The 14,343-nt window shown below is 74.0% G+C and carries 11 protein-coding genes; 4 read left to right on the top strand and 7 right to left on the bottom strand.

Features of this window, described 5'->3' with window-relative positions; all coding sequences use genetic code 11:
* Nucleotides 1-138: 138 nt before the first annotated feature.
* The 7 genes from ABZW10_RS04290 to ABZW10_RS04260 form a co-directional block, all read right to left on the bottom strand.
* The gene (locus ABZW10_RS04290) at nt 139-918 is read right to left on the bottom strand and encodes a GntR family transcriptional regulator (protein WP_355359634.1); all 780 of its coding nucleotides are present in this window, start codon (nt 916-918) and stop codon (nt 139-141) included.
* Between the two features lie 180 nt (nt 919-1,098).
* Nucleotides 1,099-1,896 carry a sulfite exporter TauE/SafE family protein gene (locus ABZW10_RS04285; protein ID WP_355359631.1) on the bottom strand — a complete coding sequence of 266 codons (798 nt, stop codon included), beginning with the start codon at nt 1,894-1,896 and terminating at the stop codon, nt 1,099-1,101.
* The gene (locus ABZW10_RS04280; RefSeq protein ID WP_355359628.1) at nt 1,893-3,317 is read right to left on the bottom strand and encodes an MBL fold metallo-hydrolase; all 1,425 of its coding nucleotides are present in this window, start codon (nt 3,315-3,317) and stop codon (nt 1,893-1,895) included. Before ABZW10_RS04280 ends, ABZW10_RS04285 begins: the two co-directional genes overlap by 4 nt.
* A gap of 121 nt (nt 3,318-3,438) precedes the next feature.
* Nucleotides 3,439-4,638: an FAD/NAD(P)-binding oxidoreductase gene (locus ABZW10_RS04275; protein WP_355359625.1), complete on the bottom strand. Its 1,200-nt coding sequence runs from the start codon at nt 4,636-4,638 to the stop codon at nt 3,439-3,441.
* A 495-nt stretch (nt 4,639-5,133) separates the two neighbouring features.
* The gene (locus ABZW10_RS04270) at nt 5,134-5,802 is read right to left on the bottom strand and encodes a transglycosylase family protein (RefSeq protein ID WP_355359622.1); all 669 of its coding nucleotides are present in this window, start codon (nt 5,800-5,802) and stop codon (nt 5,134-5,136) included.
* Between the two features lie 254 nt (nt 5,803-6,056).
* Complete coding sequence (locus tag ABZW10_RS04265; RefSeq protein ID WP_355359619.1) at nt 6,057-8,900, bottom strand: SdrD B-like domain-containing protein; 2,844 nt, start codon at nt 8,898-8,900, stop codon at nt 6,057-6,059.
* A gap of 218 nt (nt 8,901-9,118) precedes the next feature.
* Entirely contained in the window at nt 9,119-9,955 is an 837-nt protein-coding gene (locus ABZW10_RS04260; protein ID WP_355359616.1) for a helix-turn-helix transcriptional regulator, read from the bottom strand.
* A gap of 112 nt (nt 9,956-10,067) precedes the next feature.
* Here ABZW10_RS04260 and ABZW10_RS04255 point away from each other — a divergent pair, with 112 nt between their 5' ends.
* From ABZW10_RS04255 to ABZW10_RS04240, 4 genes are all read left to right on the top strand, one after another.
* On the top strand, nt 10,068-11,339 hold the full coding sequence (locus ABZW10_RS04255) for an MFS transporter (protein ID WP_355359613.1): 1,272 nt from the start codon (nt 10,068-10,070) through the stop codon (nt 11,337-11,339).
* 61 nt (nt 11,340-11,400) lie between these two features.
* Nucleotides 11,401-12,009 (top strand): DUF2087 domain-containing protein, encoded by a 609-nt coding sequence (locus tag ABZW10_RS04250; RefSeq protein WP_355359610.1) that lies wholly within the window; start codon nt 11,401-11,403, stop codon nt 12,007-12,009.
* 117 nt (nt 12,010-12,126) lie between these two features.
* A complete protein-coding gene (locus ABZW10_RS04245) occupies nt 12,127-12,918 on the top strand; it encodes a 3-hydroxybutyrate dehydrogenase (RefSeq protein WP_355359607.1) in 792 nt (263 codons plus the stop codon).
* Between the two features lie 142 nt (nt 12,919-13,060).
* Complete coding sequence (locus ABZW10_RS04240) at nt 13,061-14,341, top strand: lipase (RefSeq protein ID WP_355359605.1); 1,281 nt, start codon at nt 13,061-13,063, stop codon at nt 14,339-14,341.
* The last annotated feature ends 2 nt before the right edge of the window (nt 14,342-14,343 follow it).

Here is a 14,343-nt window from a genome sequence, read left to right as displayed (position 1 = left end):
CATGGCCGGTACCGGCAAGCGCATCGGACACAACGGCGTGAACTGCACTATGCATGTCATGCCAACGAGCCGAACCCGCTACCCTCCGCCCCCGACCGTCTCCGCCCGCGTTCCCCTGCCGTTCCCGCCGCGTTCCCGTCAGGGTGTCTGGACCGGGGCGCCCAGCCGGTAGTCGTGCGCGGTGAACGCGGCCGCGACGGCGAAGCGGTCCGCGCGGACCAGGGTCTGCCGCCATTCGATCAGGCGCCCCTCGGCGTCCCGGCCGAGCCGGTCGATCGCGAGCAGCGCGGTGGTCGGCGGGCAGTCGAGCAGGATCCGCTCCCCGCGGCCGGGGACCACGGCGCGGATGCGCTCCCAGCCGCCGCCGATCCGGCTGCCGCAGTGACGTTCCAGCTCGTCGTAGAGCGAGGTGCGGGTGAAGTCCACGTCCAGCAGCGGGCGGGCCACGTCGGCCGGCAGCCAGACCCGGTCCACGGCGAGCGGCTCCTCGTCGGCCAGGCGGACACGTTCGAGGTAGACCAGCGGCGTGGACTCCTCGAGCCCCAGGCGGGCGGCGATGACGCCGTCGGCTCGCTGGTCGAGCGCGCGCACGACGCTGCGCTGGACGGCTCCGACCTCCTCCACCGCGCGGAACAGGCTGTACGCCTCGCCGACGTCCTGCTCCAGCGGGCGACTCGCGGTGAACCGGGAGGCCCGGCCGCGCTGAGCACTGACCACGCCCTCCTCCCGGAGCGTGCGCAGGGCCTCGCGCACGGTGTGCCGGCTGACCCGGTACTCGGCGACGAGGTCGTGCTCACCGGGGAAGACGTCGCGGAACTCGCCCTCGTCGAGCCGGCGTTGCAGGTCGGCGCGCAGTTGCGCCCAGAGCGGATTGCCCGCCGATCGGGTCAGCGGCCTGGGGCCCGGCTCGGAGGTCACGGCGCCGTCCTGGGGGTCAGGGATCGGATGGGTGGTGCGGGATCGGGTGGTGCGGGACACGCCTTGAATGTTCGTACCTCGACGGGGAGAGCACAAAATCGGCGCCCGCCGGGACCGGCGGGCGCCGACGGGGTGGCCGCCGCCCGGGCGGGGTGTCCCGGGCGGCGGTCGTGGGAGCCGTCAGACGAGGACGCCGACCAGCATCGACCCGGCCACCGCGAGCAGCACGGCGGCGAAGGCCCGCTGCAGCGCGGCGCCGGACAGCTTGGCGGCCAGTCGCTTGCCGTCCCAGGCCCCGAGGACCGCGGCGCCCACGAACGGTCCGAAGACCGCCGGGTCGAGCGAGATGCCGGTGACCGTCAGCCGGGTGGCGAGGGAGACCAGCGAGTTGACGAGGACGACCACCAGGCTGGTGGCCACCGCCTTGCGCATCGGCAGCCGGAGCACGGACACCAGCGCGGGCACCGCGAGGAAGCCTCCGCCGACTCCCAGCAGCCCGGTCACCGCCCCCAGGCCGGCCCCGGCCGCGAGCGTGCCCAGCTGGCTGCCGCCCGGGCGCCGGTCGCCCTCAAGCCCTTCCTCGGACCGGCCGTCCTCGGCCGGCGTGCGCCGCGCGGCCCGGGTGCCGCGCAGCATCGCCGCGGCGGCCAGTGCGGCGAGGAGCGCGAACGCGCAGGTCAGCACCGGCTGCGGGATGCGGTGGGCGAGCCCGGCCGCCCCGGCGGCCGGGAGCACGCCGGCCGCGGCGAACAGCCCGCCGGTGCGCCAGCTGATGGTGCCGGTACCGGCGTGCCGGGCGAGCGCGGTGACGGACGTGGCGGTGACGATGACCAGGCTGGTGGTCCCTGCCTCGGCGGGCGAGACGCCCAACAGGTAGACCAGCGCCGGGACGGCGAGCACTCCCCCGCCGCCGCCGAGCGCGCCGAGGGCCACGCCGACCACGGCTCCGCAGAGCAGAGCGGTGATCAGGACGCTCACGCCGTGACGCCGTCCGGAGCCCGGTCCGCGGCGTGGACGACCTCACCGTTCCAGGCGGCGAAGCCGCCGCGCAGGTCGACCGCCTCGAATCCGCGGGCCCGCAGCACGGACGCGGCCACCGAGGAGCGGTTGCCGCCCGCGCAGATCACGGTCAGCGGCTGCTCGGTCGGCAGCTCGGCCAGCCGGGCGAGCAGTTCCGGCAGGGGGACGAGCCGGGCGCCGGGGATGCCGCCCTTCTCCCGCACCTCGCCCGGGCCGCGCACGTCCAGCAGCTCGAACCCGCCCGTACCCTCGGCCAGTTGCGCGGCCAGGGTGTCGGCGTCCACCCGTCCGGCGGCGGTGAGGTGCTCCGCGCCGACGGCGTCCACCGGACCGGCCAGGGCGCCCAGGACGCGGTCGAAGCCGATCCGGGCCAGCCGGTTGCGGGCCTCGACGACGGTGTCCGGGTCGCCGCACAGGATGATGGCGTCCTGGGCGTCGAGCACCTGGCCGGCCAGTTCGGCGAACCGGCCGCCGAGCGGGATGTTGACCGCGCCGTGCAGGTGGGCCGCGGCGAACGCCTCCGGCTCCCGGGTGTCCAGCACGGTGGCGCCGCCGGCCCTGGCCGCGACGAACTCCTCTGCGGCGAGCGCGGGGACGGGGGTGTCCTCGTCCAGGACCGGACGGGCCTGGCGGTTGCGCACCGAGGTGAACGCGAAGTAGGCGGGCGCGGCGGGCTGACCGGCGGTCACCACGGCGACGAACGCGTCCTCGGCCATCTCGGCGAGCGCGTAGTTGCCGCGGCGCTGGTTGCCGATCGTGCAGCTCAGCTCGGTGGAGAGGTTCTTGCCGCAGGCCGAGCCGGCGCCGTGCGCGGGGTAGACGCGGGTGTCGTCCGGCAGGGTGAGCAGGGCGCGGGTGGACCGGTACAGGTGGCGGGCCATCTCCTCGGCGGACCGGCCGCGCGAGCTGAGCAGGTCGGGGCGGCCGACGTCGCCGATGAACAACGTGTCGCCGGTGAGCACGCCGAACGGGACGTCGTCACCGGCGTGTTCGCGCACGACGACGCAGATCGACTCCGGCGTGTGCCCCGGGGTGTGCAGGATCTCCAGGTCGACCTCGCCGAGGCTGAGGCGCTCGCCGTCGCCCACCGGGTCGGTGTCGAAGTCGAGCGCGGCGGCGGAGCCGTAGGAGATGCGCGCGCCGGTGCGCTCGGCCAGCTCCAGGTGGCCGGAGAGGAAGTCCGCGTGGATGTGGGTCTCGATGACCCGCTCGATGGTCAGGCCGTGCTGTTCGGCGGTGGCGAGGTACTCGTGCACATCGCGCTGGGGGTCGACCACGACGGCCCGGCCCGTGGTGCGGTCACCGACGAGGTACGAGGCGTGGGAGAGGCAGTCCAGGTAGAACTGCACGAAGACCAGCGGTCCGGCGGGCTTCGACATCGCAAGCTCCTGAAGGTGGACGGTGGGTGCGCCCCGCGGCTTTCGGACGGGGCACGGGTGGGCTGGCCGCACGGCCCGGACGGCGGGCTGCGGCGGGGGATCCGGGGTGTGCCCGGCAGGGTCAGGCGAGTCCGCGGAGCATGAGGTTCCAGTAGAGGAACGGCAGGCCGCGCCGCTTGAGGTGCCACATGTCGGTGCGCTCGCGGATGGTGTTGATCACCGGGATCGACGGAGTGGGCCGGCCGCTGTAGTCGAACTCGGCGAGCAGCATCTTGTTGCGCGCGGTGGTCAGCGGGCAGGACGCGTAGCCGTCGTAGGAGGCCTTCGGCTCCCGGCCGTTGAGCACGGCGAGGAGGTTCTCGACGAGCACGGGCGCCTGCTTGCGCACCGCGGCGCCGGTCTTGGAGTTCGGGGACGAGCCGGCGTCACCGAGCGCCCACACCGTGGGGTAGCGGACGTGCCGCATGGTGTGCTTGTCGATCTCGACGTAGCCGGCCGGGTCGTCGGCACCGGCGAGCGGGCTGCGCTTGATCCAGTCCGGGGCGCTCTGCGGCGGCACCAGGTGGGCGACGTCGTACGGCAGGGTCGTCGTGCGCCCGGTCCCGAGGTCGGTGACGACCACCTCGCGGGCCTCGGGACGCACCTCGGAGACCTCGCTCCCGTAGTGGACCTTGATCCCGTAGCGGCGCACCACGTCGTCGAGCACCCGGGCGAACTCCGGGACGCCGAAGATGGCGGCGCCGGGGATCACCAGATGGACGTCCATCCGGCCGAGCACGCCCTCCTTGCGCCAGTGGTCGGCCGCCAGGTAGGCGATCTTCTGCGGGGCGCCGCCGCACTTGATGGCCCCGGTCGGCATGCTGAACACCGCGCTGCCGGAGCGGGCCTCACGGATGAAGCGCCAGGTCGCGGGGGCGTACTGCGGCAGGTAGTTGCTGGACAGCCCGTCCCTGCCGAGCCCGGCCTCCAGGCCCGGCACCCGGTCCCAGTCGAGCTGGATGCCGGGGCAGACGACGAGGTGCTCGTAGGAGACCGTGCCGCCGTCGTCCAGCGCCACCTCCCGCGCCTCGGGATCGATGGCGACGGCGGCCCGGCGGATCCACGCCACACCCTTCGGCATGACGGACGCCTGGGGCCGGATGCTCTCCGCCAGCGGTGCCCGTCCGCCGCCGACCAGCGTCCACAGCGGCTGGTAGTAGTGGTGCTCGCTCGGATCGAGCACCGCGACGTCCTGCTCGCCGGCCCGACGGAGCCGGGCCGCGACCGAGATCCCCGCGGTCCCGCCGCCGATGATCACGATCCGGTGATGCTTGGTTATCAAGGGGCCTCCCCGGCCTGACCAAATGTACGGACATTAAAGTAGGACCGAGCCGTCATGGCTCGCAAGATTTGTCCGTACATTTTGCCTCCGGGGCACGGCCCGCCCACGGCAAGGGCGCCGGTCGGCCCTCATGGCTCATGAGGGCGACCGGCGCCCGGTGCGGCGCGCGCCTAGAGCGCGCCGGTCTGCACGGTCCGGTCCGCACGAAGCGCGAACATGCTCACCGGGCGCCACCGGGCCCACCCTGCGGCGCAGTCCGGCCCGGTCTCCACCGCCGACCCGTGCACGGTGCGGAGTCACCTGTCCGACCACTCGAACGGCGTAGCGCCCCGGCTAACGCGGCCGGTGGCGCGCCCGCCGTGGAACGGTCGGACATCCACGACCGCAGAGGTCGTGGGCGTCCCGCCCGCGAGGACCGCGCGCGAAGCGGGCCGACGCCGATCCCGACTCCCGCCGAGCTGCTCAGCGCCCTGCCGCGCCGACCGCGCTTTCCCTCTACGGCTCCAGGACGAGGACCTGGCCGGGCAGCAGCAGGTCGGGGTCCTCGCCGACGGCGTCGCGGTTGAGCTCGTACAGCGCCGGCCAGCCACCGGCGATCCCGGACGCCTCCGCGATGTCACTCAGGGTGTCGCCGTCACGCACCGTCCACGAGCCCTCGGCGACCGCCTCCACCTGGCGTTCCGCCGCACCGGTGCGGGGGGACGCGGGCACGGGGGGCGTCTGCGGCCGGGTCCGCGCGGGCCGGTCGCCGCGCTCCCGGGTCTCGGCCCGGGCGGCGGAAGGCTCGCCCCCACGGGCGATCCGCGCACCGCACGCCGCCCACGGCGCCAGGCCCCGACGGCCGGCCAGGCGCTCGGCCACCGCGATCTGCTGCTCCCTGGTCGCCCGGTCCGCACGCGGCGCGTACGCCGGCCCACCGTTGGCACGCCAGGTCGCCGCGTCGAACTGAAGACCCCCGTAGTAGCCGTTCCCGGTGTTCGCGCTCCAGCGCCCTCCGCTCTCGCAACGGGCCAGCGCGTCCCAGTCCACCCCGGTACCCGCCCCCGTGCGCACCGACGCCGCGTCGGCCGGCGACGTACCCGGCCCTGCGAGCACGGCGAGGAGGACGAGCAGCGGGAGCAGCAGGACCGGCAGACGGCGCACCGGCGCGGGTACGAACGGCATGAGAACTCCACACCTCGGGAACAGGGACCGGGCAGCGAAGCGCCCGCGTCATCCGTCCCCAGGCGATCCGTCCCGCCGTCAGGACGCCCGGTCACCTCCTCCGGGCGGCGGCCCCGGACCACTCCAAGGGCCGCCGCGCCTCCGTCCAGGAGGGACGGCGGCCGTCGGCCTGGGCGGCGTAGGTCTGAACACGCGCAGGCCCTCTCCCGGTCCGCGGACCGGGAGAGGGCCTGCCACCGCCACAGGGTCGGACGCTAGTGGCGCCGGGCCCTGCGCCGGCGGAGCTCCACGAGGGCCCAGCCGAGGACCGTGAACGCCACGGCCGCGACCGCCGCCGGTACGACCCCGTCCTGGCCGGTGTCGGCCAGGCGCGAGCCGGGCGCGGCACGCGGCGCGGCCGGTGCGGCCGGCGACGTGGCCGGCGTGACCGCTGCCGCCGGAACCGCCGGTGCCGGCGCCTCGGGCGCGGCCGTCGGCGCGGGCGTCGGCGCGGCCTCCGGGGTGCTCACCGGCACGGTCGGGGCCACCGTCGCCGTCGCGGTCACCGTCGGCGTCGGCGTCGGCGTCGGGGCGGGCAGCAGCCGGTTGACCACGGTCGCCGAGACCCCGGCGTCGAGGTTCTCGGAGTTCAGCACCAGCGCGCCGGACACCGGGTTGTCCGGAACCGCGTAGCCCTCCGGCGGGCTGATCTCCTGCCAGTAGTACGTTCCCGGTTCGACCGTGGACGTGCAGAGTCCGTCGGCCCCGGTCGTACAGGGGTCACCGACCCGGGTGTCGGGCGCGTCCCCGGAGGTCTGCGGCCCGTCGGTGCCGTTCGTCTCCCGCCACAGCGCGAACCGCGCCCCCGCCAGCGGCTTTCCGTCCTGGTCCTGCTTGACCAGCCGGACCGCGCCTTCCTGGCGGCGGAAGCCGAGGTCGAAGGTGTGGTCGTTCTCGCCCGGTCCGCCGGTGGTGAGCGTCCGTTCCGGGTAGCGGGCGCCCTCCGGGACGGTGCCCTTGGAGTCCACGAAGCGGTTGTCGCCGACGCCCGCCTCGGTCGGCACCCACCGGTACAGCGGCCCGCCCGACGCGTAGTCCGCCGGGTTGTCCATCCTGATCGTGTACGTGGTCCTGGGCTTCAGGCCGCCGGGCACGTTGGAGTCGTCGAAGTAGTACTCGCCGCGCGGTGTCGTGGTCGTCGACGCGACCAGCTTGCCGGACTCGTCGTAGAGGTTGACGGTGGCGCCGGGGACCGGGCTCTGGCTCGGGCTCTGGACGCCCTTGCGCTCGGGGTCGTACCAGACCCGGTTGCCGATCTGCAGCGGCGCCTGGTCGCAGAGCACCTCCAGGTCGCCCATCGAGGCGCCCTTCCCGAAGGCGGGCCTGGCGGTCGAGGCGTTCAGGCCCAGGCCGGAACCGGCGGCCCTCGTCCCGTCGCGGTTGGTGAACATCGTGCCGATGCGCCACGCGGTGTCGGTGGGGTCCACGGCCGAGATCGCGATGGAGTCCTCCACCTTGGACAGCGCCATGCCGGCGTAGGCCGCGTTCGGGTGGTAGCCCTGGAAGGTGCCCACGCTGAAGAACCTGGTCCCCCGCGTGGTCGTCCCGCAGCCGAGGTTGGTGTCCATCACGTACATGCCGTCGGAGAGGCACGCCTTGTTCAGGTCACCGCCGGCCGCGAAGCTGTGGTACGTCGTGGGGTCGCCGGTCCGCGGGAACGCCGTCGCCTTGTCGGCGAGCCGATCGCGGAACGCCAGCAGCATGGACCCGTCGGTCTCGAAGGCGATCTCGGCCAGCTCGGGCTCGGGGTTGGCGTAGAAGCCGGTGCCGGTGCACGCCTTGCCGTCCTGCTCGGCGGGGATCGTGTCCGTCCACGGGAACCAGCCCGCCCCGGGGCAGAGGCCCTTGGCCGAGACCGCGCGCGGGTAGTCCAGGGGCTGGTTCAGCACCGCCCGGCCGAAGGCTCCGGTCGCCGGGTCGAAGGGCAGGACGACCGCGCGCAGGTCCGAGGCCTTCCCGGTCGACTCGCCCGAGCAGACACCGCCGAGGTAACCGACGCCGTCCTGCACGCCCAGGCCGAACGGACGCCAGTCCGCCGGCGAGGGGCAGCCCGGGTCCGGAATCGGGTAGGAGGCCTTCGGCGCCGACGCGGTCGCCCCGGTCGCGTCGTAGCGGTACAGCCTGCGGTTGTCGAGGTTGACCACGAACAGGTCGCGGCCGTCCTCGGAGAGCTTCAGGGCGCCCAGGCTCTCCTTGCCCGGCGCGGCGAGGAAGGCGTCGTCGGCGGCGCCGACACCGTGCACCGACGCCCCCGCGTCCGGGACGGTGGTGAACAGCGAGGTCGTCCGGTTCGCCGGGTCGGTGACGTAGATCGCGCCGGCGCCCCCGGGGCCGTACGTGGTGTCCCGCTTGGCCAGCGCCGAACTGAACAGCCGCTTGCCGGACTTGCTCCACCCGATGCCGTAGACGGTGCCGGTCTCGGCGTTGGTGGCCAGATTCGTCGTGTCCGTGTTCTCGCCGCGCGCGCCGTAGGGGAAGCTCACCAGCGTGCGCGGGTTCTGCGCCTCGCTCGTCGCGGGCTGGCAGGCCGTGACCAGCGTCGCGTTCTTCTGGCAGTAGTCGCCGGGGTTCCACAGTCCCGTCGTGTACGTGACGTTCCGACCGCCGGCGAGGTCGACGAACTCCTCGTTGCTGCTCAACTGGTTCGGCGCGCCGTCCAGGCCCTGTCGCGACGCGAAGGCCGGGAACAGCAGGCCCGGTTTCGGGTTCACGACCTGGACCCGGTACTTCCCTCCGGCGGACCGGGCCGTGCCCGGCGCCAGGGTGACCGTGCCGTCGGCGGCCGTCACCCCGGTGACCTCGGCGCCGTCGTCACCGCTGAGGACCACCGTGACCCCGCCGATGCCGGGCTCCAGGACCGGGCTCCACACACCGGTGGCGTCGACCGCCCGCACCACCCGCACCGTCACCGAGCCGTCGGCCTCCTGCGGATACGCCGCCGGAGCCGCCAGCATCGAGCAGCTCCCGATCCCCAGGGCGAGCACCGCGACCCGGCCCACCGCGCGGCGGCCGAGCGATCCCGGCCGTCGCCGCCCCGGCCCGCGCGCGGCACCGGTCATCTCTTCACTTGTAGGTGTCATTCCCGCTCTCAGTGTTCAGGCGAAGATCCGCCTCGTGGCCCGAATCCTAGAGGAGGTTCGACAATCCCTTGATCAGCCAGGCGAATTGACTTCAAATCACCCCTATCCCGCCCAGCCCGGACATCTTCTCGACGGGACACCGACACACCGACACACCGTCGCCCCTGGGCGCCGCTCCGGCGCCCCTTGACCCCGGATCAGGAAATGGTCCGCAGACGGCCCGGCGAGCGGCGCCGGAGCCGGTCCAGGCTCTCGGCCGTGGCGTCGTCCTCGGGGAGGAAGACCACGAGCTGCTGGGAGTCGCCGGGCAGTTCGAGGGTCTCGCGGAGCAGCCGGAGGCGGTGCCCTTCGGGGTGGTCGAGCCGCAGGACGCCGCGGGGCGGCACCTTGGCCAGGTTCAGCCGGCGGGTGAACTCCTCGCCCGCGACGGGTGTCAGCTCGGCGGTGAGCCATTCCAGGTTCTCCAGGGAAGGCGTCCGCCAGAGGTCGAAGGTCTGCTCGTCCGCGACGGCGTCCCAGTCGGTGAAGAAGGTCCGGGCCCGGGGGTCGGTGAACAGGTAGTGGTTGAGGTTGGGACGCTCCGCGTCGAACAGGCCGGCCCCGCCGGTGACCGCCCGGTAGCCGGAGGTGTGGGCGAGCACGTCGCCCAGCCGGTTGGTCACGATCGCCACGCCCGGTTCGAGGAGTTCGAGGGTGCGCAGCACGGACGCGCGCACCCGCCGGGAGGGTGGCACGGGCCGGATGTCGACGGTGCAGGCGTCGCCGGTGATCTTGGCGAGGTACCGCAGGTGGGTGCGCTCCGACGCGTCCAGGCACAGCGCGTCGGCGAGCGCGTTGACCACCGCCGGCGAGGGGTTGCGGTCCCGGCCCTGTTCGATCCGGGCGAGGTACTCCACACTGACGTCGGCCCGGTTGGCGAGGTCCAGTCGGCGCAGCCCGGGCGAGCGGCGGCGGTGACGCTCCGGCAGTCCGAGGAGTTCCGGTTGGACGGCGTCGCGCTTGGCCCGGATGAAGTTGCCCAATGGCGTGCCCACGTTTCGAGCATAGGGGCGCCGCCGCCGCGCGCGAGGGTCGGAGGGTGGCCCTCCGGGGGCCAGGCTGAGGAGGGCCTCGCTGCCCGCCCGCCCACCGGCCGATGCTGACGGCATGGAAAACACGTCGACGCGACGCACCGGTCAGGTGCTGCTGGTGTGGGGACTGCTGGTGGTGGCCGCGAACCTGCGGGCGAGCCTGACCGGTGTCGGGCCGCTCCTGGACCGCGTGCAGTCCGACCTGGGCCTGGCTCCGGCCGTCGCGGGTCTGCTGAACACGCTGCCGCTGCTGGCCTTCGCCGGCCTGGCGCCGCTGGTGCCCGGACTGGCCGCGCGGTGGGGGGCGGAACGACTCCTGGGCGGCGCGCTGGTGGTGCTGGCGCTCGGTGTCGCGGTCCGCTGGATTCCCACGACGGCCGGCCTGTTCCTCGGCACCGCGCTGATCGGTGCGGGGATCGCGGTGGGCAACGTCCTGCTGCCGAGCCTGATCAGGCGTGACTTCCCGACCAGGGTGGGCCTGCTGACCAGTGCCTACGCCACGGTGATGGGCGGGGTGGCGGCGGTGGCCTCCGGGGTGGCGGTGCCGATCGCCCAGGCCGCTCCCGGCGGTTGGCGCACCGCGTTGGGCTGCTGGGTGGTCCTCGCGCTGGTGGCGGTGCTGGTGTGGCTGCCGCAGTTGCGGACTCCCGGGCCGAGCGGTTCGAGCGGTCCGGGCGGTCCGGGCGGTCCGGGCAAGCCGGCGCGCGGCGGGCAGCGGCTGCCCTGGAGTTCCGGACTGGCCTGGGCGGTCACCGCCTTCATGGGGCTGCAGTCGCTGGGCTTCTACGTCATCGTGACCTGGCTGCCGCAGGTGTTCCAGGACAACGGGGTCGACCCGGCGACGGCCGGTTGGCTGCTCTTCGTCTTCCAGGTGATCGCCGTACTGGCGAGCCTGGCGGTTCCCCGGGCGATGCGCCGGGCGCGCGACCAACGGGGGTTGGCCGCGGTCTGCTCCGCCGTCCTGCTGGTCGGCTACGCCGGCCTCTTCGCGGCGCCGGGGTGGGCGCTGCTGTGGAGTGCGGTCCTCGGCCTCGGCGGCGGCGCCTGTCTGGTGCTCGCCCTGGTGTTCATCGGCCTGCGGGCCCCGGACGCGGCCTCGGCCGGCGCGTTGTCGGCGATGGCGCAGTCGGTCGGCTACCTGCTGGCGGCCGTCGGGCCGGTGGTCTTCGGCCTCCTGCATTCGCTGGGCTCCGGCTGGCGGGCCCCGCTCCTGCTGATGGTCGCCGCGGCGGCCGCCCAGACGGCGGTGGCACTGGTGGCCGGGCGCGGCACGGTGCTCCCCGCGCGCGGGCCCCGGCCCGAACCCGCCGTTCCAGCGGCGAAGAGTGGTGTGTCGAACGGACGGTGATCCGTGTACCTTCCACCGGAAAGCACGGCGCTGAGCACGTCGGAAAGGATGTTCTCCCCCCATGACACCCGAAATGACGCCCGAAGTGACGCCCGAACAACTCGCCGTCCAGCTCGCCGATCCGGTGCGGCGCCGGGTGTTCTCGGCGGTCGCCCTGGGCGCGTCGACCTCCTCCGAGGTCCTGACCGTCTCGGGGCTCGCCGCGCCGGACGCCGCCCCGGCGATCGGACGGCTCGTCCGCGCCGGGCTGCTCGTCCAGGGGCGTGGCTCGGTGGCCCTGAACGACGGGGCCCTCGCCGCCGCCGCGGACACCGCCGCCCGACGGGTGGCGGACCAGGCGGCGAACGACCAGCCCGACCCGCGGCTGCGCGGCCACCTCCGCGGCGGCGTCCTGGTGAACCTGCCGGACCCGGACCCGGACCCGGAGCAAGAACCGGAGCAGGAGCAGGAGCAGGACACCCGGCGCGCGGTCCTCGGGCACATCACCGCACGCACCTTCGCGCCCGGCGACGAGTACGACGAGCGGACGGTGACCGACCGCCTGCGGCCGTGGTGCGAGGGCGGCGCACTGGACGCCGTCGCGCTGCGGCGCGTCCTCGTCGACGAGGGACTCCTGGCCCGGGCCGCCGGACGCTACCGGGTCACCGCCCCGGTGGGCACCGCCGGCTGAAGGCCGGCCGAGGGCCCATGAGGCGACGCACTGTGGTGGTGGCCACCACCATCCGGGCCGCAACTGTGGTACCGGGGGACGTGTGCCCGACCCCGCCGGGTTCCTAGCGTGGCGGCCATGGAAAACACCGAGAGCACCGGCGGCCGGGCCGCCGCCCCGGCCGGCCGCTTCCTGACCGGGCGGAAGGCCCTGGTGACGGGCGCGGCGAGCGGCATCGGCCGGGCGTGCGCCACCGCCTTCGCCGAGGCGGGCGCGCACGTCTACGTCGTCGACCTGGCGCGGGACGCCGCCGAGGCCGTGGCGGCGGAGATCGGCGGCACGGCCCACGTGGTCGACCTGGCGGACCCGGAGGCGGTGGACACCCTCCCGGACGACGCCGACGTCGTGGTGAACAACGCCGGGCTCCAGTACGTGGCGCCGATCCAGGACTTCCCGGTCGAACGCTTCGTGCTGATCCAGCGCGTGATGGTCGAGGCGCCGTTCCGGATCGTCCGGCGCACCCTGCCCCACATGTACGGGCGCGGGTGGGGGCGCATCGTCAACATCTCCTCCGTGCACGGGCTGCGGGCGAGTGCCTTCAAGTCGGCCTACGTGACGGCCAAGCACGCCCTGGAGGGGTTCAGCAAGGTCGCCGCCCTGGAGGGCGCGCCGCACGGCGTCACCAGCAACTGCATCAACCCCGGGTACGTGCGCACGCCCCTGGTGGAGAACCAGATCGCCGCGCAGGCCGCCGCGCACGGCATCCCGGCCGAGGAGGTGGTGGAGCGGATCATGCTCGACCGCACCGCGATCAAGCGGCTCATCGAGCCCGAGGAGGTCGCGCGGGCCGCGCTCTTCCTCTGCGGTCCGGACGCGGGCTTCGTCACCGGTGCGTCCATCCCGCTGGACGGGGGCTGGACCGCCCGCTGACCGACCGGCACTCCGCCCCCTGGCCAGGTGGCCGACGCCCACACCGTGCCGCCCGAGGTATGCGCCGCCGACATAGGGCGCACGCCGCGGCGTCCCTAGGGTGTCACGCACTGGACCCTCGGTGTGGAGGAGTGAACGCGGTATGTGGAGAAGCGGACGTGGCAGGCGCAGAGGCTTCGGCTGGCTGCTGGCGAGCGTGCTGGCGCTGATCGGCGCGGTCGTCCCGGCGGTGCCGGCCTCGGCGGCGGTGCCCTCCAACCTGACGCTGGAGGCGACCTACAACAGCGTCGCCAACGGCTGGGACCGCGTCGAGCGGTACCTCGACACCACCCCCGGCTTCCAGCAGGAGCAGTATCCGCCGGACGGCCGCGGCAACCAGGACGGCCAGCGGCTCACCTTCTTCGGCGGCGTCAAGCAGCCCTTCTCGGGCCGCTTCCTGCTCTACTCGGCCCCGGGCTGGAACACCGGCTCGCACCAGGTCCCGGTGCTGCTGGTGCACGGCGCCAACGACAACCCGGACCGGGCCTGGGCCAATCCCGGTGAGTCCGGCGGCTACGGCTGCGGATCCGTCTCCTGTCCGGGCACCGGTCTGATGCAGTACCTGTCCGGGCGGGGCTACCGGGTCTTCGCGGTCGGCTTCGCGCACAAGCAGGGCGACAACCTGATGCAGGCCCAGGCGGTCGGCGACGCCGTCGCGCTGATCCGCGCCAAGCTCGGCGTCCCCCAGGTGGACGTGGTGGGCTGGAGCAAGGGCGAGATGTCCGCACGTTCCTACGTGTCCTCGGTCAAGCCCTCCTGGGGCCGCCCGTACGCGGGCGACGTGCGCAAGCTGATCACCATGGGCGGCCCGAACGGCGGCTACGACTACCCGTTCGCCCACGGGTGGGCGCACGACTTCTCCATCTGGCCGCAGTGCGGCGGCCAGGTCAACGCCCCGGCACCGCACCTGCGGATGACCTGCTACGGCACCTACACCGCGCACCCGGAGTTCTCCTTCGCCCCCTCGGGCGGCTACGACGTCTATCCCGGGCAGCGGCAGATGCTGGCCCGCTGGGACTCGGTCTTCGGCATCGACCAGACCCAGCAGGACTGGTACACCACCTACTACGGCGGGCAGGGCTTCTACACCGACGGCGGCGGCATCCAGGCCGCGATCAACGCCGGCTCGCTGATCGCCCCGCTGCACCAGGCCGGGGTGCCCGCCTCGGTGACGACCTACCTCCTGGCGGGCGGCGCGCCCAGCGTCGTCGGCATCTTCAACGAGAACCGCGCCCCCAGCGACGGCGTGGTCTTCGTGGCCAGCGCCCTGGACACCACCGGCATCGCCACCGTCGGCGGCACCGCGCTGATCTCCCTCGCCAACCACCTGCAACTCGGCTGGGACGGCGCGGCGAGCGCTCAGGTCGCCGGCTGGCTGAACTGAGG

The sequence above is a fragment of the Kitasatospora sp. NPDC004723 genome, from assembly GCF_040609255.1.
In the GTDB taxonomy this organism is placed as follows: domain Bacteria; phylum Actinomycetota; class Actinomycetes; order Streptomycetales; family Streptomycetaceae; genus Kitasatospora.
Note: the sequence above shows the minus strand (reverse complement) of the source record. Positions and strands in the feature narration are given on the sequence as shown.

Excerpts from the sequence above, each read along its gene's own strand:
- ABZW10_RS04250 (WP_355359610.1), top strand. The coding sequence starts at position 11,401 with ATGACACCCGAAATGACGCCCGAAGTGACGCCCGAACAACTCGCCGTC.
- ABZW10_RS04255 (WP_355359613.1), top strand. The coding sequence starts at position 10,068 with ATGGAAAACACGTCGACGCGACGCACCGGTCAGGTGCTGCTGGTGTGG.
- ABZW10_RS04240 (WP_355359605.1), top strand. The coding sequence starts at position 13,061 with ATGTGGAGAAGCGGACGTGGCAGGCGCAGAGGCTTCGGCTGGCTGCTG.
- ABZW10_RS04265 (WP_355359619.1), bottom strand. The coding sequence starts at position 8,900 with ATGACCGGTGCCGCGCGCGGGCCGGGGCGGCGACGGCCGGGATCGCTC.
- ABZW10_RS04270 (WP_355359622.1), bottom strand. The coding sequence starts at position 5,802 with ATGCCGTTCGTACCCGCGCCGGTGCGCCGTCTGCCGGTCCTGCTGCTC.
- ABZW10_RS04245 (WP_355359607.1), top strand. The coding sequence starts at position 12,127 with ATGGAAAACACCGAGAGCACCGGCGGCCGGGCCGCCGCCCCGGCCGGC.
- ABZW10_RS04280 (WP_355359628.1), bottom strand. The coding sequence starts at position 3,317 with ATGTCGAAGCCCGCCGGACCGCTGGTCTTCGTGCAGTTCTACCTGGAC.